21 protein-coding genes and 2 pseudogenes are annotated in these 24,137 nt (G+C 44.7%); 14 read left to right on the top strand and 9 right to left on the bottom strand.

Features of this window, described 5'->3' with window-relative positions; all coding sequences use genetic code 11:
• Positions 1-755: pseudogene (locus QUB33_RS23340) on the top strand (WD40 repeat domain-containing protein); the annotation flags it as partial.
• 246 nt (positions 756-1,001) lie between these two features.
• A complete protein-coding gene (gene galT, locus QUB33_RS23335; RefSeq protein WP_333354947.1) occupies positions 1,002-2,024 on the top strand; it encodes a galactose-1-phosphate uridylyltransferase in 1,023 nt (340 codons plus the stop codon).
• Between the two features lie 254 nt (positions 2,025-2,278).
• Here the strand turns inward: galT and QUB33_RS23330 are convergent, their stop codons facing one another.
• Positions 2,279-2,563 carry a hypothetical protein gene (locus QUB33_RS23330; RefSeq protein WP_333041379.1) on the bottom strand — a complete coding sequence of 95 codons (285 nt, stop codon included), beginning with the start codon at positions 2,561-2,563 and terminating at the stop codon, positions 2,279-2,281.
• Positions 2,564-2,719: 156 nt separating this feature from the next.
• Positions 2,720-3,697 carry an acetamidase/formamidase family protein gene (locus tag QUB33_RS23325; RefSeq protein ID WP_333354944.1) on the bottom strand — a complete coding sequence of 326 codons (978 nt, stop codon included), beginning with the start codon at positions 3,695-3,697 and terminating at the stop codon, positions 2,720-2,722.
• 294 nt (positions 3,698-3,991) lie between these two features.
• Here QUB33_RS23325 and QUB33_RS23320 point away from each other — a divergent pair, with 294 nt between their 5' ends.
• On the top strand, positions 3,992-5,785 hold the full coding sequence (locus QUB33_RS23320; RefSeq protein WP_333354941.1) for a metallophosphoesterase family protein: 1,794 nt from the start codon (positions 3,992-3,994) through the stop codon (positions 5,783-5,785).
• A gap of 163 nt (positions 5,786-5,948) precedes the next feature.
• Here QUB33_RS23320 and QUB33_RS23315 read toward each other — a convergent pair whose 3' ends face one another.
• Positions 5,949-7,154 (bottom strand): DUF4336 domain-containing protein, encoded by a 1,206-nt coding sequence (locus QUB33_RS23315; RefSeq protein WP_333354938.1) that lies wholly within the window; start codon positions 7,152-7,154, stop codon positions 5,949-5,951.
• Between the two features lie 126 nt (positions 7,155-7,280).
• Positions 7,281-8,102 carry a Uma2 family endonuclease gene (locus tag QUB33_RS23310; RefSeq protein ID WP_333239933.1) on the bottom strand — a complete coding sequence of 274 codons (822 nt, stop codon included), beginning with the start codon at positions 8,100-8,102 and terminating at the stop codon, positions 7,281-7,283.
• A gap of 119 nt (positions 8,103-8,221) precedes the next feature.
• On the opposite strand from QUB33_RS23310, the gene leuB reads away from it, so the two are divergent.
• Positions 8,222-9,307, top strand: a complete 1,086-nt coding sequence (gene leuB, locus QUB33_RS23305; protein WP_333305447.1) for a 3-isopropylmalate dehydrogenase — start codon at positions 8,222-8,224, stop codon at positions 9,305-9,307.
• Positions 9,308-9,526: 219 nt separating this feature from the next.
• On the opposite strand, the gene QUB33_RS23300 is transcribed toward leuB, so the two are convergent.
• Positions 9,527-11,005, bottom strand: coding sequence for a bifunctional orotidine-5'-phosphate decarboxylase/orotate phosphoribosyltransferase (locus QUB33_RS23300; protein WP_333354935.1), 1,479 nt, complete (start codon positions 11,003-11,005; stop codon positions 9,527-9,529).
• A 255-nt stretch (positions 11,006-11,260) separates the two neighbouring features.
• On the opposite strand from QUB33_RS23300, the gene QUB33_RS29730 reads away from it, so the two are divergent.
• From QUB33_RS29730 to QUB33_RS23285, 5 genes and pseudogenes are all read left to right on the top strand, one after another.
• Positions 11,261-11,383 (top strand): pentapeptide repeat-containing protein, encoded by a 123-nt coding sequence (locus QUB33_RS29730; protein WP_445299553.1) that lies wholly within the window; start codon positions 11,261-11,263, stop codon positions 11,381-11,383.
• Between the two features lie 15 nt (positions 11,384-11,398).
• Positions 11,399-11,509 (top strand): annotated as a pseudogene (locus tag QUB33_RS29725) (hypothetical protein); the annotation flags it as partial.
• A gap of 47 nt (positions 11,510-11,556) precedes the next feature.
• Positions 11,557-12,267: a DUF547 domain-containing protein gene (locus QUB33_RS23295; protein ID WP_333354932.1), complete on the top strand. Its 711-nt coding sequence runs from the start codon at positions 11,557-11,559 to the stop codon at positions 12,265-12,267.
• A gap of 195 nt (positions 12,268-12,462) precedes the next feature.
• Complete coding sequence (locus tag QUB33_RS23290; RefSeq protein ID WP_333094185.1) at positions 12,463-13,962, top strand: hypothetical protein; 1,500 nt, start codon at positions 12,463-12,465, stop codon at positions 13,960-13,962.
• A 396-nt stretch (positions 13,963-14,358) separates the two neighbouring features.
• Positions 14,359-14,709 carry a hypothetical protein gene (locus QUB33_RS23285; RefSeq protein WP_333354929.1) on the top strand — a complete coding sequence of 117 codons (351 nt, stop codon included), beginning with the start codon at positions 14,359-14,361 and terminating at the stop codon, positions 14,707-14,709.
• 256 nt (positions 14,710-14,965) lie between these two features.
• Here QUB33_RS23285 and QUB33_RS23280 read toward each other — a convergent pair whose 3' ends face one another.
• Positions 14,966-15,559: a Uma2 family endonuclease gene (locus QUB33_RS23280; RefSeq protein ID WP_333354927.1), complete on the bottom strand. Its 594-nt coding sequence runs from the start codon at positions 15,557-15,559 to the stop codon at positions 14,966-14,968.
• A 191-nt stretch (positions 15,560-15,750) separates the two neighbouring features.
• Here QUB33_RS23280 and QUB33_RS23275 point away from each other — a divergent pair, with 191 nt between their 5' ends.
• The 3 genes from QUB33_RS23275 to QUB33_RS23265 all read left to right on the top strand — a co-directional run bounded on the left by QUB33_RS23275 (position 15,751) and on the right by QUB33_RS23265 (position 19,338).
• A complete protein-coding gene (locus QUB33_RS23275; RefSeq protein WP_333354923.1) occupies positions 15,751-17,151 on the top strand; it encodes a DUF2157 domain-containing protein in 1,401 nt (466 codons plus the stop codon).
• A 109-nt stretch (positions 17,152-17,260) separates the two neighbouring features.
• Positions 17,261-17,977 carry a GDYXXLXY domain-containing protein gene (locus QUB33_RS23270; protein WP_333354920.1) on the top strand — a complete coding sequence of 239 codons (717 nt, stop codon included), beginning with the start codon at positions 17,261-17,263 and terminating at the stop codon, positions 17,975-17,977.
• Positions 17,978-18,213: 236 nt separating this feature from the next.
• Positions 18,214-19,338, top strand: coding sequence for a hypothetical protein (locus QUB33_RS23265; protein WP_333354916.1), 1,125 nt, complete (start codon positions 18,214-18,216; stop codon positions 19,336-19,338).
• Between the two features lie 165 nt (positions 19,339-19,503).
• On the opposite strand, the gene QUB33_RS23260 is transcribed toward QUB33_RS23265, so the two are convergent.
• Entirely contained in the window at positions 19,504-19,713 is a 210-nt protein-coding gene (locus QUB33_RS23260; RefSeq protein WP_333354913.1) for a hypothetical protein, read from the bottom strand.
• A gap of 138 nt (positions 19,714-19,851) precedes the next feature.
• On the opposite strand from QUB33_RS23260, the gene hemH reads away from it, so the two are divergent.
• Positions 19,852-21,015 (top strand): ferrochelatase, encoded by a 1,164-nt coding sequence (hemH, locus tag QUB33_RS23255; protein WP_333354909.1) that lies wholly within the window; start codon positions 19,852-19,854, stop codon positions 21,013-21,015.
• 201 nt (positions 21,016-21,216) lie between these two features.
• On the opposite strand, the gene QUB33_RS23250 is transcribed toward hemH, so the two are convergent.
• The gene (locus tag QUB33_RS23250; RefSeq protein WP_333354906.1) at positions 21,217-21,828 is read right to left on the bottom strand and encodes a DUF4126 domain-containing protein; all 612 of its coding nucleotides are present in this window, start codon (positions 21,826-21,828) and stop codon (positions 21,217-21,219) included.
• A gap of 312 nt (positions 21,829-22,140) precedes the next feature.
• On the opposite strand from QUB33_RS23250, the gene QUB33_RS23245 reads away from it, so the two are divergent.
• Positions 22,141-23,427, top strand: coding sequence for a Glu/Leu/Phe/Val dehydrogenase (locus tag QUB33_RS23245; protein WP_333354904.1), 1,287 nt, complete (start codon positions 22,141-22,143; stop codon positions 23,425-23,427).
• Positions 23,428-23,722: 295 nt separating this feature from the next.
• Here the strand turns inward: QUB33_RS23245 and QUB33_RS23240 are convergent, their stop codons facing one another.
• Positions 23,723-24,070 (bottom strand): formylglycine-generating enzyme family protein, encoded by a 348-nt coding sequence (locus QUB33_RS23240; protein ID WP_333354901.1) that lies wholly within the window; start codon positions 24,068-24,070, stop codon positions 23,723-23,725.
• Positions 24,071-24,137 lie beyond the last annotated feature (67 nt).

Below are 24,137 nucleotides of genomic sequence, written 5' to 3'. Positions count from 1 at the left end.
CTACTGCCTCATCGGACAAAACTGCGAAATTGTGGGACTTGCAAGGCAACTGCTTGGTAACATTCACCGGACATAATAACTCGGTATGGAGTGTCAGTTTTAGCCCCACAGGAGATAGGATCGCTACTGCCTCATCGGACAAAACTGCGAAATTGTGGGACTTGCAAGGCAACTGCTTGGTAACATTCACCGGACATAATTATTCGGTAACAAGTGTCAGTTTTAGCCCGACAAGAGATGCGATCGCTACTGCCTCAATTGACTGCACAACCAAATTGTGGGACTTGCAAGGCAACTGCTTGGTAACATTCACCGGGCATAATGACTCGGTAACAAGTGTCAGTTTTAGCCGCACAGAGGATGTGATCGCTACTGCCTCAGATGACTGTACCGCCAAATTGTGGGACTTGCAGGGAAACTGCTTGGTAACATTCGCCGGACATAATCACTCGGTAACAAGTGTCAGTTTTAGCCCCAGAGGGGATGCGATCGCCACTGCCTCATATGACGGCACAGCCAAATTGTGGGACTTGCAGGGAAATTTACTGGCAGAGTTTAGTGGGTATAAAGGGAATTTACTCAAAGGTGAGGCAGATTTTGTGGAGTTGAAAAGTCCTATTTGGAGTGTTTGTTTTAGTCGGGACGGGAAGTCTTTAATAACTGGTTCGGAGGATGGAAAGGTGCGGTTTTGGCCGATCGAAAGCTTGGACGAGTTGTTGGCTAGGGGGAGGGAATGGCTTGCTGATAAAATTTAACCGCTGATGCACGCGGATGATTTGAATTTAGCAACGATTTTACGATTCTTTTTCACTTGTTCAAACTGCTATTAGCTTTACCCACTTTAGACACCCGAATTATGGAATAATTCTGGTATCTAGCAGACTACAAGCCGGAAATTCAAAAGTCAAGATTTATTAAGATTTTACAAAAAAGCGATGACAAATCACAAATCATGTATCTAAAATAAGAGACAATTTGACCCGGAAACTGAAGGTAAGAAAATGTCTGAACTTAGACAAAATCTAATTACCAGAGATTGGGTAATCATCGCCACCGAACGGGCGACAAGACCGGATCAATTCGCCAACAAAAAAAAGTGGACAGCAGCAGTGCCACCGCACCGCGCCGATTGCCCGTTTTGTGTGGGAAATGAGGAAGACGGAACCTTGGAAACTTGCCGTTTGGGCGATCGCACAGGCTGGAAAGTCCGGGCAATTCACAACAAATATCCCGCCCTCTCCCCGACAGCCAAATGGATGAGGATATCATCGGGAATTCACCGCACGATGGCGGGAATCGGCATTCACGAGGTAATTGTCGAACATCCGCGACACGATTTGACGACAGCTTTGTTGAGTGTTGAAGAAGTTGAAAACATACTTTTAGTATACCGCCAGCGCTATGTAGAAATTAGAAAAAATCCCCACATTGAAACAATTATTATCTTCAAAAATCACGGCGAAACTGCCGGAACTTCTCTCGAACACCCCCACTCGCAGATAGCAGCGACGCCCGTTGTACCCAGCCAATTTCGCAGCCGCATCGACGAAGCTATTAGATATTTTGACGACACGGGAGAATGTCTGTTTTGCCGGACTTTGGAAGATGAATTAGCGGCGAAGGAAAGAGTGATTTGTGAGAGTGAACATTTTGTGGCTTTTATCCCTTACGCTGCACTTTCACCGTTTCACACTTGGATTTTTCCGCGCCGGCATTCTTCTTCGTTTGATGAAATTACTGATGCGGAAATTACGGATCTTGCTGAGACTTTGAAAACTGTACTGGCTAAGTTTTATTACGGATTGAACAATCCCGATTACAACTATAATATTCGATCGGTGCCGATCGCCCAACGGGCAACAAAATACTTTCACTGGTATATCGCAATTATTCCCAGAGTCACCAAGCAAGCTGGGTTTGAGTTGGGCAGCGGGATGTTTATCAATACTGCTTTGCCCGAAGAAAGTGCGGCGTTTTTGCGATCGATCGAAATTCCTAGCGACAGTAATTTCCCCCCCATTTAAAGTATCCTACATCACAATAGGTCAAATTTACTGCAAATTGGGGTGGAAATGCACGCAGGCAGTCTGAATTGCGAGTCTGTCTTGGGGGAGGAAAGTGATATTATTTGAGATTTGATATTTGAGATTAAAAAATTGGGGATCAAGAATGATCTAAGGGTTTAGATCACCCGGCTACAGTTGCATTCTTTTGTGAAAGTGGTATCATTTACGAGCTCAACTTATGAAGGTACAAATACTTAGGGATTGTACCAAACTCACAATAAACTTTCGACATACTGCCAGCCGTCGTCGCTAAAAGTAGCTCTCAACATATCTCTAATTTTGGCATCGATCGATAATATCCCCTCGCCCGACTCACCATTCTCGCCGATTTCGCAACTGTCTTCAGACATATGTTCTTGGATATGGGCCAGAGTATGGGCGAAATTAGCCAGAAAATAATGTTCGTGCACCCACGCTGTCGGATCGGGTATTTCTGCACTCCCAAAAGCTCGATCGACTAAATCTTTTTTGGCAACATCGTCAGTCTGGTTTTTCATGTTGAGTTCGATTTAGGTAGAACTGGTAACTTATCTTATTTTAAGCTTAATTGTCAACAGGATCGCGATCCCGATCGACCACAGCAGTGACAAATTTGTGTATTGTGTGCGATCGCGATCTTAAGTTTTTTGTCGATCGCGTGTTATCATACTACATCAAACTCGGTGGCCAATAATTTTTATCTCGGGCAAAATACACTTGGGCATCATTCCGTGAACTCCTTTTTGAGGATTGTTGACAGCCTGCGTAATCCGAAAATTTACGGCAATGGAACACAAAACATAAGCCTCTTCTTCTTGGAAACCCGCAAAAGTTTGCAACCAATAAACCGTCTGTTTGACCGCCATCTCAAACGCTTCATCTAATGTTCTACCAAATCCCATAATCACAATATGAGTGGGCGTTTCCGCAAACGGAAATATTAGAAATAAATCCTTGCGTAAGATAATTTGAATAGTCCCGTTCATCGAAGTTTCAATTGCAGTACCGTCAACTTCACCGTCTCCTTGTGCCGAATGTCCGTCGCCAATGGACAGTAAACCGCCGCGCAGAAAAACAGGTAAAAATAACCGCGTTCCTGGTTGGAGTTCCTGATTGTCCATATTGCCGCCGTAGCGCTCTGGAGGAATAGAAGAACGGTTGATTTCTGCATTGGCAACGCCGATAATTCCAAAAAAAGGATGCAGGGGAATCCGAATGCCGCTACCTGCGGGAAATTCTGCAATTTTTTGCTCTAAATCTAGCGGAATAAACCGCAATTTAGGTTCGGAGAAATACTCCGGTAAAGCTCCCCACCCGGGCCGAATTGCATTAAATCCTACTGGTAAACTCGGGTAAACATCCTGAATGTGAATTTCTAAAACGTCTCCCGGTTCGGCGTTGTTAACATAAATCGGGCCTGTCAGCAAGTGGGGTCCGGGGCCAACTTTGCGGTTGGGAGGCAAATTCTGACAAATATCTAAAAATTCTGGCGTCAGAAATTCCGGCGGCGCTTTGTCAGCAACATAATATCCTGAATAGGTTTCGATATCGATGCGATCGCCCGAATCGACGCTTAAAGCAGGTTCGATATTTGGAGAGAAACCGCCCAAGTGTACGGTTTTGCAGTTAGCCTTGAGAAGGTGGCGAGTCATGGGATTTTAGATTTTAGATTGAAGGAAGGGTGTTAAGAATGTTATATCGCAAGTCTCAAGCATTTTTGAGAAAGATTTTTTTTAATGAACCGCAGAGGGCGCAGAGGGCGCAGAGAAAGAGAATTGAGAGATAAGAAGAGGTGAAAAAATGGTTGAAGTTTGTTAGATGTGAGATATTTTACTAATTTCTTAACTTTTTGATAACTTTGGTAGTTTAAAATTTCGAGTCTAGAATCTAAAATTGATGGCTTTTTTTCTGCCTACTAATGACTAATGACTAATGGCTAATGACTTATGTTGACACCATTGCCCTATCAATTAGAAAATCCTAGAGATTTGCCCCGCAATCCCTGGTTTTTTGCTGTTTTAATTTTGATTGTCATATTGCTAGGTTTCATTATGCAATATTATCTTAACAAACCTCAGCTTTTAACCGATCCGTTTCTGCAACGCCCAACAGCAAACTCGGTGCGAGTTGTCTGGTTCACCGAGTTTGCCGGTACTCGCAACACTGTTGCTTACGGCGAAAATTTGAATCAAACTGTGACGGCAAATACTACGAAGCTAAGCCGCACTCGCGAAGACAAAGACTCTCACATTTCCGATGAAATCAAACAAAGGATAATTGACAGCAATCCAATTGTCCGCGAAATCTGGCGCCACGAAGCAGAAGTCCCCAATTTAATGCCCGGTGTTCGCATTCCTTATCGAGTCACCAGCGAAAGGAAAGACGGCGCATCTGTCAGCAGCAAACTTTTCACTCTTTCTCCCACACCAGCAGCAGGAATTGCGCTCAAAATCCTCCTCACTTCCGACCATCAATTGATGCCTATGACAGCAGCAAATCTCCAGAAAGTAGCCGAAACAATTGGGAGAGTTGACGCGGTTTTTATGGCAGGAGATTTAATTAATATACCCGATCGCGCTTCGGAGTGGTTTGACGACTACCGAGGCCGCGCCTTCTTTCCCGCTCTGCAAGGTCGCGCATTTTCCGAACTGGACAAAAACGGCATCAAAACAGTTTACAGCGGCGGCGAACTCATCCAACACGCGCCTTTATTTCCCGCCATTGGCAATCACGAAATCATGGGTCGATTTGCAATCAACAGCAAACTCGCTGACCAATTTAACGATCCTTTTTCCCGCGCCGCTGCCGAGAAAATATACGCTCAACGTGCTGCCTCTTTGAATCCTAATAATGACTCTTCAGTGCGGGAAATATGGCTAAAAAACAATAGTTTTAATAGCGATACCTATGACGAAATTTTCAATTTACCGGGAGGCAAAAATTACTATGCTGTGACTTTTGGCGACGTGCGGTTAGTGACTTTGTATGTTACGAATATCTGGCGGACTCCGAATTTAGATCCGGGTGCGAGAGGCAGGTATCGGGAACGGGACGAAGATTTTAATAATCCCGAAAAATGGGGATACGGACAGCATATTTTTGAGCCTATTGTCAAGGGCAGCGCTCAATATACTTGGCTGCAACAAGAGTTAAAGAGTGCGGAATTCCAGCAGGCAAAATATAAAATTGTGATGTTTCACCACCCGCCACATTCTCTGGGTGACAATATTGTACCTGCTTATACCGATCCAGTGCAAATAGTCGATCGCGCTGAGAATGGCGAGATTAAAATGGTGCGTTACGAGTATCCGAAACAGCAAGATTATCTGATTCGGGATGTAGTGCCGCTACTAGAAACAGCCGGGGTGCAGTTGGTATTTTATGGACATTCGCACTTGTGGAATCGGTTTGTAAGTTCCAGCGGAATGCACTTTTTGGAGAGTTCTAATGTGGGCAACAGTTACGGTGCTTTTGCGGGGGAAAAGCGCCGATTTGTGCCGCCGGCATATCGGGAAGATTACAGCGCAATTGGAGACCCGAACGGATTGGAACCTGTGGTGCCGACTGTTGCGCCTTTGTTGGGAGAAGACGGGCGGCCGCTGCCGTATATTGATAGCAATGATATTACTGCTTTTACTATTTTTGATACGGGGGATGGTACGGTTAGCAGCTACTATTTTGATACGCGGAAACGGGAGTCGGAAGTGGTGAAGTTTGATGAGTTTAAGTACGACGGGTAAGGGCACGGCATGGGCGTGTCCCTACAGATATCTGAGTGAACTGAGAGGTTGCACTATTCTCAATTACCTGTTTAGCAACGGGCAAGATGCCCGTTCCACAAAACTCAATTTTATTGTGGAACAGGCGTCTTGCCTGTTCTTAAAAATGGTGCAAGATGTAAGATTAAACCTTCTCTTTCGCAGGCGGAACCAAACCGGTTTTATTCAAACCCGCATCAATCTGCCTGAGCAATTTAAAATCGTCTTCGGGTAAGGAATTAACAGGCGAGTGTTTTTCCAGAAACGAGAATGCTTGCCGAAATTCACGCGGTCGGGAGTCGATCGCACCATCGAAGTGACAAGGTACAATTTTTTCAAAGTCCCAACTCGCCACTTTATCCACCCAATCGAGAGTTTCCCTCGGCGCGCGGTTGAGAATCAAAGTCTGCAAAATCGGCGCCACAAACAACCGCCCTCCTCCCCGCAAAGCCTCAAACGATCGCTCCCAATGTGTTTTCCACTTGAACGGATATAACCCGAAATAAGCTTTCCTAGAGCGTTCTGGCGCTTCTCGTGCCTTGGCAAATACCTCCGACCACGGCGGCACTTCCAGCACGCTAGGCGTAAAATACATGGCAAATAAGGCGATTCTCTGCCACCCTTTGCGCCGATTTTCGTGGGTGTCTGCCACCGTGTCCAAGGCGCTGTCTTTGGCGTGAAATAGCAGCGGGTACGAGTCGAGTTGGACGATCGCGGGCGGATTTTCGGGAATGGAAACTATGGAATCTGTTAACATCAGCGTGCGCGATCGTCTGTGAAATAACGCAACTTCAGCAAATCTGCCCAAACCGAGGTCCAGCGGGCCGAGAATTGCCCAGTCAAATTGATCGGCTAACGGCGTGTTGCTGCTGTCAAGGGGCAGTACAGACGTGCGTTTCGCAGGCAAACCCAGCCAACTCAGCGGCAAATTCACGGGGAAACTCCACTGCTGCGGGGCGACAAACACCTGCGCTTCGGGAAAACACCTCGCAAAGGGGCCGACAAAAACCTTGTGCTCGATGCCGGAAACCGTTGTCAGCAGGATGTACTTCACCTCGCCGTGCTCTGCTACTAACTCTTTTACCAAGCGGATGCACTCAGGAGTCGGTGCAACGGGGGCGTAGACGAGAAGGCCTTCGGGTTCTAGTTTAATTACTGTCATCCGAATTGGGACGACTACGTAGAAAATGCCTTGTAGCTGGTCAAAAGTCCAGATTGTATCCTTGACTATTTCCTTGCGGATGGTGCGCCGCTTGCTGTAGGGATAGAGGGGGACGACTGGCCAAAAAGCCCAAGAATAGTCCCGAGAATCAATCTGTGCTGATGTTGGTATGCCTTCGCCCTCTGCCACTGGTGCGACTCCTTGCCGATTTTTTTGTACGTGCGTGCGATCGAACTGTTTTTATCTTATTTCACTCCTGTTGCGCGGATTCGAGGAGTTGAAACCGGGTTTCACCAGACCTGGGTGGGAGAACTATTAAACCAACTGTTCAGGATCGATGCCTAACTCCCGCAACCGCGCCGCTAGTCTTTCCTCTCGCTGTTGAGATTCTGTCAGTTGCTGTTGAGATTCTAGAACTTGCTGTTGAGCTTCTATCAGTTGCCGTTCCGCCGCCGTCGCCCTTTCACCCGGACTCAAAATCAACCCTCCCTGGGCCGTAAACCATCGCAACCACAAACGATTCATACTCTTATAAGTGCCTTGCCACCAACCTAAACTCAACTGCAACTCAGGAATAAATAACCGCCCATCAATTAATTCAGCAGGTTCATAGTGGCCTCCTACAAGATGAAAAGCTCGCAATTCATCCGTGTAGCGACTGAACACAAAATAGTAAGGAATCCGCAAAATTTGTTCATAAACTTGCCACTTAGTCGGCGGTTCCCCAGCTTGCTGAACAGTCCGCCCTAAATCTTCATCTTCAGTGCCCGGCGATAGCAATTCCACCACCACAAACGGATTTACCCGTTCTTGCCAAACTACATAACTCAAACGCATATCACGCCCTTGATAAAGCCTTGGCACACCCACCGCAGCAAACCAATCCGGGCGTTTATGCCAGCGCGGTTGTGTTGCATCGTAATACAAATTTAGGTCACTGGCTGTAAAGACTTGTTCCGCATCCCATCCCGGCGGCAAAAACGTGAATTCCAAGAGTTGCGGCTGATCTAAATGAAATGTATCGGGCAAACCGGGCTCCTTTGGGTCTTCGCTAGGTAAATCATACATTGTTGGCAAACTCTGCCGGGGGTCTAAAGGCGGTTCAGCTTGAGCAGGCGGGTAAGTCGGGAATGTCATAATGAATTCTGAGGTTGCTTATCCTGATATGATTATAGCCTTGTGAGAATGTCTTGCATTTCCAAAGAATTCCCATTAACTCTCAATCTCAAATCTCAAATCAAACCTCCAAAATCGATATGACTCAAAACTACCGCATCACTCTTTTACCAGGAGACGGCATCGGCCCTGAAATTATCGCTGTGGCGGTAGATGTCCTGAAACTTGTCGGTCAACAATTGGACATCGGCTTTGAATTTCAAGAAGCTTTAATGGGCGGCGCTGCTATTGATGCAACAGGCAATCCGCTGCCAGAAGAAACACTGGAAAAATGCCGCAACTGCGATGCAGTATTGTTGGCAGCAATTGGCGGTTACAAGTGGGATAATTTGCCCCGCGAACAGCGCCCGGAAACTGGATTATTAGGACTGCGCGCCGGATTGGGATTGTTTGCAAATTTGCGTCCTGCGACTATTTTACCGCAATTGGTTGATGCTTCTAGTTTGAAACGGGAAGTTGTCGAAGGCGTGGATATTATGGTAATCCGCGAACTCACAGGCGGCATTTATTTCGGCAAACCGAAAGGTATTTTTGAGACGGAAACAGGCGAAAAACGCGGTGTCAATACGATGGCTTACACCGAGTCGGAAATTGATAGAATCGGGCGAGTCGCTTTTGAGACGGCCAGGAAGCGGGGAAAAAGGCTGTGTTCCGTTGATAAAGCGAATGTTTTGGACGTTTCGCAACTGTGGCGCGATCGTATTATTGCCCTTTCTTCAGAATACCCTGATGTCGAACTTTCTCACCTCTACGTTGACAACGCAGCCATGCAGTTAATTCGCTGGCCCAAACAGTTCGATACAATTGTCACCGGCAATTTATTCGGCGACATTCTTTCCGATGCGGCGGCGATGCTAACTGGTAGTATTGGGATGCTGCCTTCTGCTAGTTTGGGAGCAACTGGGCCGGGAGTTTTTGAACCCGTGCACGGTTCCGCACCAGACATCGCCGGACAAGATAAAGCCAATCCCATCGCCCAAGTTTTGAGTGCGGCAATGATGCTGCGCTACGCCTTAAATCAACCGGAAGCTGCTAATAAAATCGAGCAAGCTGTTGTCGAAGTTTTGGATCGAGGTTATCGCACTGGCGATATCATGTCAGAAGGCATGAAACTCGTTGGCTGTCGAGCGATGGGCAATGCTTTAATTGAAGTTCTGCAAGGTTGATCGATGGTCTGGTAGGGGCGGGTTTTACGAATAATATTCGACCCACACACACAACCTTATAAACCCGCCCCCACACAACTAATAACCTATATCAACCTTGACTTTGAGCGCAGGTAAAAAATGTACATTGAGGCTTACCGTTGGGTGGGGGCGGGTTTATAAGATTATTAATTTTTGGCAATTATGGTTGGTAAAACCCGCCCCTACAGGAATTGGGGTTTAATGTTCCGCCGTCAAAAGCTTGAATTGCTCGGTATCAATGCGACTTGCTCGATACAAAACTTCAGCAATTTCCGAAAGCGCTAGCACAGAATGTGCGCGATAACCATTAGCCTGCATCTTATCTTTGACTCCCTGTTCGTGGTCGATTAATACCACGATATCTTCCACATTCAAGCCAGCCGATTTTAACTTAGCCGCGCCTTCCATCACGCTTTTGCCACTAATCAAAATATCATCGACTACGACAATCGTTTCTCCTGCCTGAAAATGCCCCTCAATCAATTTGCCTGCACCGTAAGTTTTCACCTCCTTGCGCGGGAAAATCATCGGGCGTTCCATCCGCAAGGCTAAACCCGTTGCTGTGGGTAAAGAACCGTAGGGAATTCCCGCAATGCGATCGAATTTTAAATCCTTGAGAATGTCTGCATAAGCGCTGACAATTTGGTGGAAAATCTGCGGAATTGAGATAATTTTCCGCAAGTCGATGTAATATGGAAATACGGCGCCCGATGCTTGTACGTGGTCGCCAAAAACTACGCAGCCGATGTCATAAAGTTGCAAGATTAAATCGCGGTGAGGTTCCGGTTGCAAAAAGCAAACATCCGGCAGCCACAGTTCGCAAGTGGGGCTACCTTCGATCGCCCGCAGCCTCTGTTTATTAATACTATCCCGCAATTTCTCAATTTCTCGGCGCGGCTCTTTCCCCGCTAATAAACTTGGGGGGACTGGCAGCAGCAAATCTTCACCATTCTTGCTTAAACCGGCCGCCAGCAGTTGTGCGAGGTCGTTTTCTTCTGTGAGGTCATTTTCTGCGGCGATCTCTCCTTCGACTAAAATTAGGCGTTCAGGAGCCTCTTTGCGGATGCGGGCTAACATATCCGGCAATACTCCTACTTCTAAACCGACTTTTTCGGGAGTTCCCCAAGTTTGAGAGAGTCGGACTAATTGCAAGTAAAAAGGGTTGTTTGGCGTCGGGTATTCTTGCAAATCTGCCGCTGACGGGTTGGCGGTGGCACAGAGGACAAAAACAGTTTTTCCAGCGTATAACAAAAATGGCGCTACTTGGTCGAATCCGGGATAGGGACTTAAAGTAATAGCGTCAACTCGCCAGTCTTGAAATACAATTTTGGCAAACACTGTGCTGGTATTTAAATCGCAGTGTTTGGCATCTAAAATTACTGGCAGGTGAGGGGGAATAATTGTTAAAATTTCTTGCAGCAATGCCCAACCGGGAATACCGAGAGATTGGTAAAAACCGAGGGTGATTTTGCAGGCACAGATTAAATCGGCTGTTTGGTCGATCGCACTTTTCAGCTTTGACAACAAATCAGTTACAAAAGTTTGAGTCTCTTCCCCAGTCATCGAAACCAGGGCGGGCAAGGTTTCCGGGTCGGGGTCGAGGGCTAAATAAAGCAAACTTTGATTGCTTTCAACAGCCGCTAACAGTTTATCGAAAAAGTTGGTTCGATCCGTCATAGTGTGTTATGGAGGTAAGGGGAATTTAAAAAATTGCAGCTCAAACTGGGAGGGGTGTTGTGCCGGAAGAAACCGATCCCCGTTGAAATTGAAATTAAGAATCTTTTAAAATTGTAGAATGTAAAGAGCAGGAAATCTGTAACTTTGGGAGCAGTTTCATGGGGAATGATTTTCGGGTTAGCTACACCAGTGATTGCACCTAACCCGCAGCAAATCAATTAGTTGCGGTAAACTAACCAGTGTCCGGGCGGCGATTTGATCGGCATTCGCCTGCGGTACGCGAGTTTAGCAAATGCGAATTTGCAAGGGACAGATTTGAGAGAAGCAAATTTTAGGGAAGCTAATTTATCCGGGGCAAATTTGAGCGGGGCTTCTTAGCGGCAAGCTAATTTACAAGGTACTAATTTTACTCAAGCTAATTTAATCCAGAGCCCGTTTAACGGGGCTAATCTAAAAAATCCTACCGTTGGAGGTATTATTTGGGTTGACGGTAGTATTAAATAGATGCAGAAGCTAAAGCAATGCCCGCCTTATATTAGGGGTAGTAATAAATGATCGGTACGATCGACTTTACGATTTGGGACGAGTTGCTGCAACGCTACGTTGACGATTTGGGCCGCGTCAATTATCGGCGCTGGAAAGCTGAGGGGGCTGATGTTTTGAGGGCGTGGCTGGAAAGTTTGGCCGATGTCGATTTGGCGGATGGTACTGATGCGGATGCGCGGCTGGCGTTGTGGCTGAATGCGTATAATGCGATCGCAATTTCTCAAGTTCTGGAAGTATATCCGATCGCGTCCATCCGTCCCAAAGTTTTGGGAATTCCCAACTGGCTGAGTTTTTTGGATTTTTTCACTCGTTCAAATACGATTATTGGCGGCAAAAAGTACAGTCTCAATCAAATCGAACACGCAATTTTGCGGCCGGAATTTGCGGAACCGCGCATCCATTTTGCATTAGTTTGCGCTTCAGTCGGGTGCCCGCTGCTGCGCCGGGGGGCTTATTTCCCAGAGTCGGTACGGACTCAACTAGAAGCGGATGCCAGTCGTTTTATTCACAATCCTGATAAGGTGCGATATGATGCCGAGAAAAAGACGCTTTATTTGAGCAAGATTTTTAAGTGGTACGGCGAGGATTTTGTAAAAGCGGCGGGTTCGGTGGCTGAGTATGTGGGCGGTTATTTGGGGCCGGAGGCGGCTGTGGGTGATGGATTGGCGATCGTTTTTTTGCCTTACGACTGGAATTTAAATCGGGTTGATGGATAAAATTTGCGCCTAGGGGTAGGTATTTTTTTGAGGGAGTAATTTTTTTCGGCTGTCGTTACCCCTTCAAATTGCCAGATTCAACAGGGCGATCGGATCACGTAAATAGTTGACGTTTACTATAGAGAGGTTATTATAATGGTTTGAAGCTCAAAACTTGTAAACGCTGATATTTTCAGTATTTAATAAATATAAAATATGCCTCAAAGAATTAGTGATGTGTTTCAGGTAGATTCAATAATATTAAGGGAACATAATGTATTTAATGGATTTATTGATAATGATTCAAAACTATATATAGACCCAAGACTCTTATCAAAAACATCTGTGATAGAGCTAAAAAATGCTGATGAAAAAGTTATGAATTATTTTGAAAATAGAATAAAAGAAATACAAGTTATTATTGAAGTAAAAAAAGAACTTAAGGAATTAAAAGCTAAGGAAAGTTCAGAGAATTTCTTTTATAGACCTTCACCTAAATATTTGAGACTTCAAGAAGAGTATAAAGAAATAAGAGTTGAAGTTCGTGATAAATTAATATTTTCTGAAACTCCTCTAGCTGGTTTAGGATACTCAAACAAAGGTAGTGGAGGTAAAGGTATTGGATGGAGTATAGCATGGGATTTATTAGATAATATTACAAGTTTTGTAGAAGTGGGGCTGGTAGATCCTATTATTTTTCAATTAGCAGCAGTTTTTCAAAAAAATATAGGTGCTGATAGAATTAGTGATATGATTATTTCTATAATTTTACCAGAATTAGCTCAATTTTCAAGTCGTATTGCAGAACAATTAAATTTACCAAAAGCTGATTCAACTGATATTAATGGTAATAGATATTGTAATTTACCTTGTTACTTAGATAAAGGAATTCTTTTAGTACCCGAAAATATATTAACTTTTCTTCCAATTAGTTATTTGTGGAGTGAAAAAGATGCTATAAAACATCATAATTTAGAACTTAGAAATTATATGAATGATAGAATGCGAACTTTATTTGCCGATGGTTTAACATGGAATGATATTGTTAAAGATAAGAATAGTTTACAAGAATTACTTGTAGAGCATCCTGATATGATGACAAAATTAATTGATACATATAAATCAACAAAACCTATCCCCTATGATTTTATTAAAGATCCTGAAAATTTATTTAGTTGGCATGATGTTGCAAGATTTTATTCTGAAAAATATCCTTTAAATATTGAAAATATTAGTGATATATATTTTATTAATAGTGAAGAATTGTTAGAAACAATACGTGTATATTTTTCACAAATTGTAAGTTGGGGACTGTGTAAAGAATTTTATAATGTAATAAATTTTCCTCAAATAAAACGTGTTCCTAAAGAAGAAACAATAGCATTATTTATACTATCAGAATTGTTAGATTATCATCTAAAAGATAGTTGTTTAACTGTGGAATGCGTCCCTAAAGAAAACGTTATAAAATTTTCTAATCATGATAGAATCATATTGAAATTCACTTCGAGCCGTGGGATAATTAAAAAATGTCATAAATTAATAATAGAAAATAATCATCCCAATTCTACTAATTCAACTACTATTTTGTTTCTTATAATTGTTAATGGTGGTAAGTCAGAGAACGAGATTAGATCATCATTTAATGTAAATGGAAAAAACATATATATAGAAAGTGAGTTTTTTAAAATATTTTTTATTAATGCCAGATGGTAAAAATAACTATACGTTAAGGTCGGATGGTTTCATAGTCCTATCATATTTATGGTTCTATAGGCGCACGATGCTCGGACGCCTGTATAGTCTTACCATAGGTACGGGTTGTATTCTAAGCACGTTTTACACATCTGACACGTCTGGCACGGCTCGCTCATACGTTTAGCGGATGGTCGGAGCGATCGTCTTGCTTGCACGGTCAGACGGTCTAGCGGCTTGCACGGTCTAGCCGTCGTAGCGGTGGCAAGGTCTAGCAAGAAAGCGTCACGGGTGCAATAATCAGCCCTAAGTATAATTTATAGGTCTTTATGTAAATCACCCATAAGTATAATGTCGAGGTCTTTATGTAAAGGGTATATTTTTAATAACCATTTGTAAATGTAATGAATAAAATTAGTGGCTACACTCAAATTTGATTTAAGAGAACTGAATTTAGTACCTTGTGAGGGTGGAAATTCATTTATAGAAACTCCAGAATATTCAGACTTTTATGTTTTTTTAGATACATCCGTAGTTAAGTATTTGACTGACTGTAAACATATAATTGCTCTTAATAATATGTTTCTAATTATTGAAACTGAAAATGATGAACATTGGAGAATTTCACACCGTAATGAAGAAGGTGGTTTTTGGGGTTGTGTTGTTGGTGGAAAAATAATAAAAAAAGTAGAGGAGAAAATAAAAATATTGTGTTCTGAAGCTGATATTAAATTTAGCACATCTAGGGTTTCTGGAATAGATAGCTGACGTATTGGTTAGGGTTACAAGCTTTAGGCGCGGAAAGTTGAGTTTCCCCGCCTATATTTATTTAGCAAAGTAAGGTTGGTGATATTCTCACGTCACTATCTAAAAATGGTGTGACTGTTAGCGAAACTTACAGGTTGCAATCAAACTAAACCCCTATTAGGGATGGAAACATAGCCTTAATCAGGTTGAGGGTGGAGATTTTCACTAATCGGTAGGTGGTTAGATGAATGCTAACCAATTAGCTATTGACCCACCCTTAAACCTCTCCACTCAAAATCTGTTGAACCGTCAAACTTAGCTGTGGAAACATCGGAGATACGATCGCCTCTCCATCCCGAAACACCCCAACCTCAACATATTGGCCCTCATCAAGCCGCAAAACCGTCACCACTTCTTCTATTGGATCGATAACCCAATACTCTGCGATGCCCCGCGCTGCGTACTGAGCTCGTTTGCGCTCGTAATCCCGATCCCTGCCCAGTCTACCCGGACTGACTACCTCCACAACAAACCGAGGAGGCAGCATATCGAAAGTGATAGTTAGCCTGGTTGCTGTCAGCGGAATATGTTCAGGTTCCAGAATTATCAAATCGGGGTAGCGGTTGGCCGCATCTCCCGATCGCAAAACGGCAACTTGAACCTCGCAATTATGCGTTTTAATCAGCCTGAGTGGCACTAGCCCGCTGCTAGCAAGATAGAAAAATAGATAGTTAGCAATGAAATTATTAGGTTCAGATTCTGGTGGCAAAGCTATTAACTCCCCATCAATTAACTCATAGCGTTGACCCGTATCATTTGAGTAATTAAGGTACTCGTCAAAAGTTAATTTTTTAGATTGAGCTTGTACCATAATATTACATTCCTTGATTTATTCGTTTCTTTCTGCTGGGAGCTTGTTTATGTAGAAACGGTTTCAACAGCCGAAGGATATCAATCAAATCTGCTGTGCAAGTTCAGCAGGTGTCCCAGCCTCTATCGACAATCGACCCACAAGTGACATATTAAAAACTATCACAGTTCAAATCCTCTGGAATATTAAAAATGATTTCAGATAAATTTCGGCGCGAGTTGCGAGATCAAGCCAAACTCTGGCAAGCAGAAGGACTCATCGACACTTCATTCTACCAACAACTTTCCGAACGTTACCAATTCAACACACTCGAAACCGCTTCCCGCAACCGGTTCCTCAGCATTCTCATCAGTCTCGGCGGCATTCTCCTCGGTATAGGAGTCATCACCTTTGTAGCGGCAAACTGGCAAGTTTGGTCGCGCGAAGTGAGAGTTGCACTGCTGCTAAGTCTTTTCGTAGCAGTCAATGCAGCAGGTTTCTATCTGTGGCGAATTCCCCCATCCCGAAGCAAAAACTCCCATCCCAATATGCCCGCAACAAAAGGGCGAAACAAACTCCTAGGTGAAGGATTGTTGCTGTTAGGAGCTCTGATTTTAGGAGCAAATATGGCATTGATGGCGCAAATGTTCCATATTGGCGGTTCTTCCTACGGACTTTTCCTTGCTTGGGGAATCGGCGTGCTCGGAATGGCTTACAGTTTGCGGTTGACTTCCTTGGGCGTTTTGTCCGCACTTTTAATCGGTTTGGGCTATTGGCTTGCCGTGTTAGATTGGTCTTCTAAAGTCGAGTTTTCTTGGCTGGAAGTTTTGGTGCGGCAAATGCCGATCGCAGCCAGTATAATGTTTGTGCCGCTCGCTTATTGGTGTCGATCGCGTGCTATTTTTGCCATAGGTGCGATCGCGATAATTTTTTCCCTACAAGTTTCTATCATCCAAGGGTTAAATCCAACCTGGGCTGCTGCAATTTTTTGTGCTTTACCGCCCGCTTTGCTGTGGGGATACGACGATGCAATCTGGCCGAAGGTACACAGCAGGCTGTTTCAACCTACCGCCCGCAGTTTAGCACTGCTGTTTCTCGCCGGTTTGTTTTATGTTCTTTCTTTCTACGGATTGTGGCAGGATTCGCCGAATCCTGCGCCAACTAAGCCGGATTGGGTTTTGCTGGCAAATGTGGCTGTTTTGGGCGGTTTCACGCTGTTTGAATGGCTGCGCTTGGGACGTTTGGAACTGCGGCGGCCGAAACAAAAAGGAGGGGATTTGACCACAGGTGCGATCGGCATTTTAATCCTCGCCAGCGCCTTAATACCGCTTTTTCACCTCAATTTTACTCCCATTCCTCAATTAGCGACTTTTCTGTTCAATGTTTTCTTATTTTTGCTTGCTGTCGGCTTAATCCGAGAAGGTTTAGCTTTAGAAAACCGCCGGACTTTTTGGGGAGGCATGGTATTAATCACCCTGCAAATTATCAGCCGAGTGTTTGAATATAATACAGGATTGTTGCTCAAATCTTTTGTATTTGTTTTGTGCGGAATTGGCGTAATTGCTGCGGGTTTGTGGTTCGAGCGCCACTTCGCGAAAATCTCCGATGAATAGGAGCATTTTACTATAGTGCGATCGTCCCCCTGGCACTGCACTCGGAAGATGATTATGCCGATTCAAAGCTCAACGATATTATTCTGCGAACCAATTCTCACTTCCTAATATGAACACCGAAAATCCAGCTTCAACAGATCAAAGTTCCGAAATAGCAGATACCAGCCCTACTCCCCCATCATTCACCCTTCCCCCCGCTGCGAAACGCCTTCCCGCGTGGCGGTTGTGGGTTCCTTTGCTGCTGCAAATCGGACTAATTGCCGCCGTACCAGCTCCTGCAATTTACACTTTTATTACTGGCAAAACAGTTGTCCTGCAAACAGCACCAGTAGACCCTTACGACTTTTTGCGCGGATATTACCAAGTTTTGAGCTATGATATTTCCGATCGCACAAATCTGCAAAAACTCCCCGGCTGGAAAGATTTACCTGCCGAAAAAATACCTTGTCCGCCCGGGGTTGCTTGTCCACAAAATACACAGAATGTCAAGCCACCAACCAGTTTTTATGTAATATTAGAAGCGCCAAAAACCGCGACTAATCCCGGCCGCCCCCAAGCTTGGAAACCCCTCCGCGTCAGTCTAGAAAATCCCACCAATTTGCCCGCAAATCAAATCGCAATTAAGGGCAAATATAACAATTGGCAGATGGAATACGGCTTAGAAACTTATTATATGCCAGAGGATGAAAGGGAAAAAGTCAATCAGGAGATTAGCGAAGCTCAAAGGAACCAGCGACAATCATTTTTGGTAGAAGTAAAGGTTGACAAAACAGGCCATGCTGTGCCTGTGAGTTTGTGGGTGGGCGATCGCAATTATCGATTTTAGCCAAAAAGGGCAAAAGGTCGATCGGTCTTTTGCCCTTGTTTTGAGTATTTTCGCTTAGACAGAAACGGAGGTTGGGCGATTCCCTACCCTTCACCGAACGCACGCGCGTTGGGGATAGCTTCGCTGGCGCAGACAGTTCAATTGCCGACAACCCAAGAGAATCTATTAAGATATATAAGACTTGTGCAAATCTTGCCAATTCAAGGGCGCAAGTCATGACTCTACTGGAGCTTCTCATGTTAGCCGAGCTAATCTCAGCCAGACGCATACTCAAGACCAAACTCCTCGACTTCTTAGGACTTCCCGACAATTGCCAAGACAAAACCGATCACCTCGTCAACCGAATTGTATCCCTGCTGGAAGTAAATCCAGCCGAACAAGAAAGATTTTGGGAGACATTCAAAAGTGAATTAGCCGTAGATCCTACTGAATTAGAAGCAATGCTCAAGTGTTCGCCCGCAGAACGCCAGCAGTGGATTGAACAAGACAAACTCCCTGTTCTAGAATACCGCTCTTTCCGCAAATCAGGAATCCATTTAGAATATCCCGTTCACGACAGAAGATTCATCTTAAGTCTAACGCCAACCGATATTAATAATTGGCGCAAAGAACCCAAAGGGCTGATTAAAGATAATCCCCAAATACCCCCCGCAATCAATACAGAAAAACCTGAAGAAAACGAACAATCGCGAGTAGCTTTTAGTTCCGAGTGGGAAAAAATCATTGCCGACTGGAAAGAACAAGGTTCGGCGGAAATTTCAGCAACCTTCCAGCTAGCTTACTGGACAGTTTGGGCGTCGCGGTGGGCAAAAGAAAATCAGCTCAACAGCTTTAAAGCAATTAATAAATATAAGGAAATCTACGAAACTCACCAGCACGAATGGTACGAGCGAAAAAATCAAGCAGTCAAGTTACTGATTGAAATGCCCTACGCCATGCTTTACTTCTACCGTCCGGCGGATTCTGACAAATTATATCTCGAACTGTGCGACGACCACCAGGAAATGATGAAAGATGGCTACTATTGGGATAAGTGGGATTTTTTCTATCAGAACCGCAAACTTGTAAATAAGTGCCGCGAATGCGTGTACTCAGAAACCAAAGATTATTACTCGCTTTACTACCTGGAAATCAAGAGCGACAAGTTTCCCGATTTTAGTTTTTCTTTCCACACGCCGTACACAATCGGCAGAAAATTTTTGCCGCATCCAGAAACGCTGCCTTATGTAGACCACGTAGAACAGGACGGCATTTTTCGCTTTGGCCGCCCGCTGCTGGAACAAGAGAAAGCTATTCACACAGAAAAAGATGTATTGCTCAAGTTTGAGGCGGCTTTGGCAGAAGCGAAAAAGTTTGTTTAGTTAGGAGTCATTAGGTGGCTGTTGGGGCGGGTTTCACCAACCATAATTGCCAATGATTGAAGATATATAAAACCCGCCCCAACCCAACCGTAAATCGAAATGTACATTTTTCCGATTCGATCGCAGTCAGAGTTCATGTAGACGCTCCGTTGGGTGGGGGCGAGTTTATAAGATTGTTGGTTTTAGGCAGTTAGTGTTGGTGAAACTCGCCCCTACAAAATTTGGTCGATCGCAATTGACTAAATCCGCATCCGAGGACCTGCAAACGGATTCATCCGTGGGGTCGCCTCTAAAATCTAAAGCTCGCTGATCCAAACGAGCTTCGCCGCCTACGCTCACTCGCAGCAAGACGCGCGATCGCAATCCTAGAGACACTGATACCGATAACTTAAATCTCTAAAAATTGTTGCTATAGTCAAAATTATGTATACCTTGTTATCGACATAAGATATTATTAAGTCATATGATAAAGATAAGTAACAGAACTGAGACGATGGGAGAGCTGTAACCGCTATGGGTCGTGTGGGAGTATTGCTATTAAACTTGGGCGGGCCAGATCAAATCGAGGATGTCCGTCCTTTCCTGTTCAACTTGTTTGCTGACCCGGAAATCATTCGCATTCCGTTTCCGTGGATGCAAAAACCGCTCGCCTGGTTGATTTCGACCCTGCGCTTTCAAAAATCCCAGGAAAACTACCGCCAAATCGGGGGCGGCTCTCCTTTGCGGCGAATTACCGAGGAACAAGCCCTAGCCCTGCAAGAACGATTGCAGTCCAAGGGACAAGATGCTCGAGTATACGTGGGGATGCGCTACTGGCATCCTTTTACCGAAGAGGCGATCGCCAAAATTAAGCGCGATCGCATCGAACATTTGACAATATTGCCGCTGTATCCTCAATTTTCCATCAGCACCAGCGGTTCTAGCTTCCGGCAGCTAGAAGAAATGTGGGGCAAAGATCCTGCCCTCAAGGATATCGAATATACCGCGATTCCTTCTTGGTATAAGCGGCCAGGCTACATTCAGGCAATGTCGGAACTGATAGCCCAAGAACTAGACCACAATCCTGAGCCCGATCGAGTTCACATCTTTTTCAGCGCCCACGGCGTCCCCCTCAGCTACGTAGAAGAGGCTGGAGACCCCTATCAGCGCGAGATTGAAGATTGCACTCGTCTGATTATGGAACATTTGGATCGATCGAACGAACACACTCTAGCTTATCAAAGTCGGGTTGGTCCGGTGGAATGGCTCAAGCCTTACACCGAAGACGCGATTACCGAATTGGCAGAAAATGGAGTGCAAGATTTGTTGGTAGTTCCGATTAGTTTTGTTTCTGAACACATCGAGACTCTACAAGAAATTGACATGGAGTATCGAGAATTAGCAGAAGAATCGGGGATTGAAAATTTCTACAGAGTGCCCGCCCTGAATACTCATCCGGTGTTTATTGAAGCCTTGGCCGATTTAGTCATCGAGTCGATCGAATCTCCCAGCGTTAAATTCTCGGATGTTATACGCCCTTCCAAGACAGTGAAAATGTACCCTCAAGAGCAGTGGGAGTGGGGTTTGACCACGGGGGCAGAAGTCTGGAACGGTCGTGTAGCGATGATTGGTTTTGTAGCACTATTGTTGGAGTTAATTACGGGTCAGGGCCCGCTACACTCGATCGGATTGCTTTAAATTGACAGTTGGCAGTTGACAGTTGACAGTTGACTGTTGACTGTTCACTGTTGTTACAAATGACTAATGATATAAAATCCGTTGGTATCGGAATTATTCATCTCTCTCTTCTCTTCCTCAGCGCCCTCTGCGCCCTCTGCGGTTAAATCATTCCCAAACAACCGTAAACGATATGACTAATCACCAATAATTAATCACTAACTAATCAGGATCGCGCTTGCGGCGGCGGGGATTTCCCCTATCGCCCGCTATTCCCTGACTTTTGTACCAGCGGTACCACTCTTTAGAACTGCGAATTGCCAGCCACAACAGGATCATAGCCACTAACCCTCCCTGCCGCGGGGCGTCAAAGGCAAACAAAACCAAGGAAATGCACAGAACATCTTGGAGGAAAATCACCCAAATCGGCAAACCCCGCAGCCGATAAAACCATCCTGCTTGTACCAGTTGCAGCACTAAAGCCAACAAACCTCCGACAATACCAATTATCCACAGCATCCAAGGGTGAGCAATAATTTCGTCGATCGAACTTACCTGAGCGATCGTAATTCCCATAATTGCTCCTACAATGGGACTGAAAATAATTTGCACAATTTGCAGTACCCGCTGTCCTACAAAGGTTTTAGAAGCAAATAACTCTAACAGCGACCAACTCACCAAGATGGTGATAGCCACTTGGGGGGGAACCCCCGACAATAAAGGTATTTCCGACCAAAGTTTGTCAATCCGCAACAAACCAATTAACAGCAGGGGCAGGGCAATTCTCATACCCCCTGCCGCAGACGCTGAGAGTGCGGCTAGGAGTCCAACCATAATAATAATTCAGTTTCTAACGTCAGCTAAAGCCTCGATCTATTTCAGAATTTAATTCCCCTGATGGCTGGCTGTGATTTGAGCGATCGAACTCAAATTGCGGCTTGAGGTTAAATATCACCTTCTATTGTAAGTGTATCTGCTTAATCGCTGCTTGGCACGGCGAGATTGTCGATCGACACAAGGCAGTTGACTGTTGTCAGGAGAAAGGAGGCAGCATTCAACCAGGATTGTGATTAAATTAGCTTAAGCACCCGAAGCTTTTTTCTGACAACAGTCAACAGTCAACAGTCAACAGTCAACTAACTTCTTATGTCTGATTCATTATTTGCCGATGCCAGTCGCCGATTAGAACGAGCCTTAAAATATGTGTCCCTTTCCGAGGATACGATCGAACGGCTGAAATATCCCAAATCCAGTTTAATTGTATCGATTCCCGTGCGGATGGACGACGGTTCCCTGCGAATTTTCCAAGGTTATCGGGTGCGCTACGACAATACCAGAGGCCCGTCTAAAGGAGGAGTGCGCTATCATCCCGAAGTATCCCTTGATGAAGTGCAATCCTTAGCATTTTGGATGACTTTTAAATGTGCAGTTTTGAACTTGCCCTTTGGAGGAGCCAAGGGCGGAATTACTCTCAATCCCAAGGAATTGTCCAAACTGGAATTGGAACGGTTGAGCCGGGGCTATGTCGATGCGATCGCAGATTTCATCGGCCCGGATGTCGATATTCCCGCGCCGGATGTCTACACCAATCCCATGATTATGGGTTGGATGATGGATCAATACAATATTATTAAGCGGCAGCTTTCTCCAGCGGTGGTGACTGGTAAACCAGTGACAATTGGTGGCAGTTTGGGCAGAGATACGGCAACAGCAATGGGTGCTTTTTTTGTAGTACAAACTCTTCTACCCAAATTTGAGCTAAATCCTCAAGATACAACTGTAGCAGTACAAGGTTTTGGTAATGCCGGTGCCGAAATAGCAGAACTGCTCTGGAAAGCAGGTTACAAAGTTGTTGCTGTCAGCGATTCCCAAGGGGGAATTTATGCTAAACAAGGGCTGGACATCCCCAGTATTCGAGGCTTTAAAGACTCTAACAAAGGTATTAAAGCTATTTACTGCGAAGGTTCTGTTTGCAATATTATCGAACACGAAGTCTTGACAAATGAGCAACTTTTAGCATTAGATGTAGACGTGCTGGTTCCAGCAGCTTTGGAGAATCAAATAACTGAAGCGAATGTTAATGATGTTAAGGCTAAGTTTATTTTTGAAGTAGCTAACGGGCCGATTGATTCTGCTGCTGATTTGATTTTAGAAGCGAGAGGAATTCAGGTAATCCCTGATATTTTAGTCAATGCCGGAGGCGTAACGGTTAGTTATTTTGAGTGGGTGCAAAATCGCAGCGGGCTTTATTGGACGCTGGAGGAAGTCAACCAGCGGTTGAAGCATAAAATGGTCGAAGAAACTGAGGCAATTTGGAAAAAATCTCAGGAATTGTCAGTTTCTATGAGAACTGCTGCTTACGTGTACGGGTTAAATCGACTCGGAGAAGCGATGAATGCGAAGGGAACGCGGGATTATTACATAAACGGTTGAGAAAAGTGCGGTAAGATTGCCCGATCGCACAATCTTACCGCACTTATTCGATAAGAGTGCAGTCTACGAACGAACATGACAAAACTTGGCTTTGAATTGGGGAATTTTAGGTTTGCACGCCGCAGTTTATTTAACCGCAGCTTTGCTGTTGCAGAAGCGGAAAGATATTTTCAAATAACGCAGGACACGGCTATTTTCTCTTAGTCCGCGCAGGCGGACTTCGTTTGACAAGAAGCGATTTCAATCGCCGATTTCCTCAAGGGTAAAAGAGTAGAGAAGAATCCTCGCGGGAAAACTAGGAGGGCGAAGAAACCGACGCTACTGCTACGCGAAAACCACTATCCCTCAAGCTGTAGCCCACCGAGTTCATGCTACGATAGGCACTCCGGCAAAAGACCGCACTGCTGAACCAGGAACCGCCACGCTGCACTCGGCTATTATCTGAGCTAGTTTCCCATGAACTTCCGTCAGTTGGTGCGCCGTTATAGCTATTGTGCCACCTATCGCTGCACCACTCCCAAACATTGCCGTGCATATCGTACAGTCCAAAAGCATTGGGAGGAAAACTCCCGACATCGGTTGTTTGTTCGGGGTAAAGTTTTTGGGGGCCGTTTCGGTAGGAGTAGTCTTCTCTATAGTTCAATGGCACTGAAAAAGTGAACTCAAAAAAATCTGTAAGGCAATATATATATAGATCATTGCCTTACAAA

It is taken from the genome of Microcoleus sp. B3-A4 (assembly GCF_036705385.1).
Taxonomy (GTDB): domain Bacteria; phylum Cyanobacteriota; class Cyanobacteriia; order Cyanobacteriales; family Microcoleaceae; genus Microcoleus.
Note: the sequence above shows the minus strand (reverse complement) of the source record. Positions and strands in the feature narration are given on the sequence as shown.

Bases quoted from the DNA above. Each gene is read 5' to 3' on its own strand.
- QUB33_RS23310 (WP_333239933.1), bottom strand. From the start codon at position 8,102: ATGACATTCCCGACTTACCCGCCTGCTCAAGCTGAACCGCCTTTAGAC.
- QUB33_RS23325 (WP_333354944.1), bottom strand. From the start codon at position 3,697: ATGACTCGCCACCTTCTCAAGGCTAACTGCAAAACCGTACACTTGGGC.
- QUB33_RS23250 (WP_333354906.1), bottom strand. From the start codon at position 21,828: ATGGTTGGACTCCTAGCCGCACTCTCAGCGTCTGCGGCAGGGGGTATG.
- QUB33_RS23275 (WP_333354923.1), top strand. From the start codon at position 15,751: ATGATTTCAGATAAATTTCGGCGCGAGTTGCGAGATCAAGCCAAACTC.
- hemH (WP_333354909.1), top strand. From the start codon at position 19,852: ATGGGTCGTGTGGGAGTATTGCTATTAAACTTGGGCGGGCCAGATCAA.
- QUB33_RS23295 (WP_333354932.1), top strand. From the start codon at position 11,557: ATGATCGGTACGATCGACTTTACGATTTGGGACGAGTTGCTGCAACGC.
- QUB33_RS23245 (WP_333354904.1), top strand. From the start codon at position 22,141: ATGTCTGATTCATTATTTGCCGATGCCAGTCGCCGATTAGAACGAGCC.
- QUB33_RS23280 (WP_333354927.1), bottom strand. From the start codon at position 15,559: ATGGTACAAGCTCAATCTAAAAAATTAACTTTTGACGAGTACCTTAAT.
- QUB33_RS23300 (WP_333354935.1), bottom strand. From the start codon at position 11,005: ATGACGGATCGAACCAACTTTTTCGATAAACTGTTAGCGGCTGTTGAA.
- leuB (WP_333305447.1), top strand. From the start codon at position 8,222: ATGACTCAAAACTACCGCATCACTCTTTTACCAGGAGACGGCATCGGC.
- QUB33_RS23265 (WP_333354916.1), top strand. From the start codon at position 18,214: ATGTTAGCCGAGCTAATCTCAGCCAGACGCATACTCAAGACCAAACTC.
- galT (WP_333354947.1), top strand. From the start codon at position 1,002: ATGTCTGAACTTAGACAAAATCTAATTACCAGAGATTGGGTAATCATC.
- QUB33_RS23290 (WP_333094185.1), top strand. From the start codon at position 12,463: ATGCCTCAAAGAATTAGTGATGTGTTTCAGGTAGATTCAATAATATTA.
- QUB33_RS23320 (WP_333354941.1), top strand. From the start codon at position 3,992: ATGTTGACACCATTGCCCTATCAATTAGAAAATCCTAGAGATTTGCCC.
- QUB33_RS23270 (WP_333354920.1), top strand. From the start codon at position 17,261: ATGAACACCGAAAATCCAGCTTCAACAGATCAAAGTTCCGAAATAGCA.
- QUB33_RS23330 (WP_333041379.1), bottom strand. From the start codon at position 2,563: ATGAAAAACCAGACTGACGATGTTGCCAAAAAAGATTTAGTCGATCGA.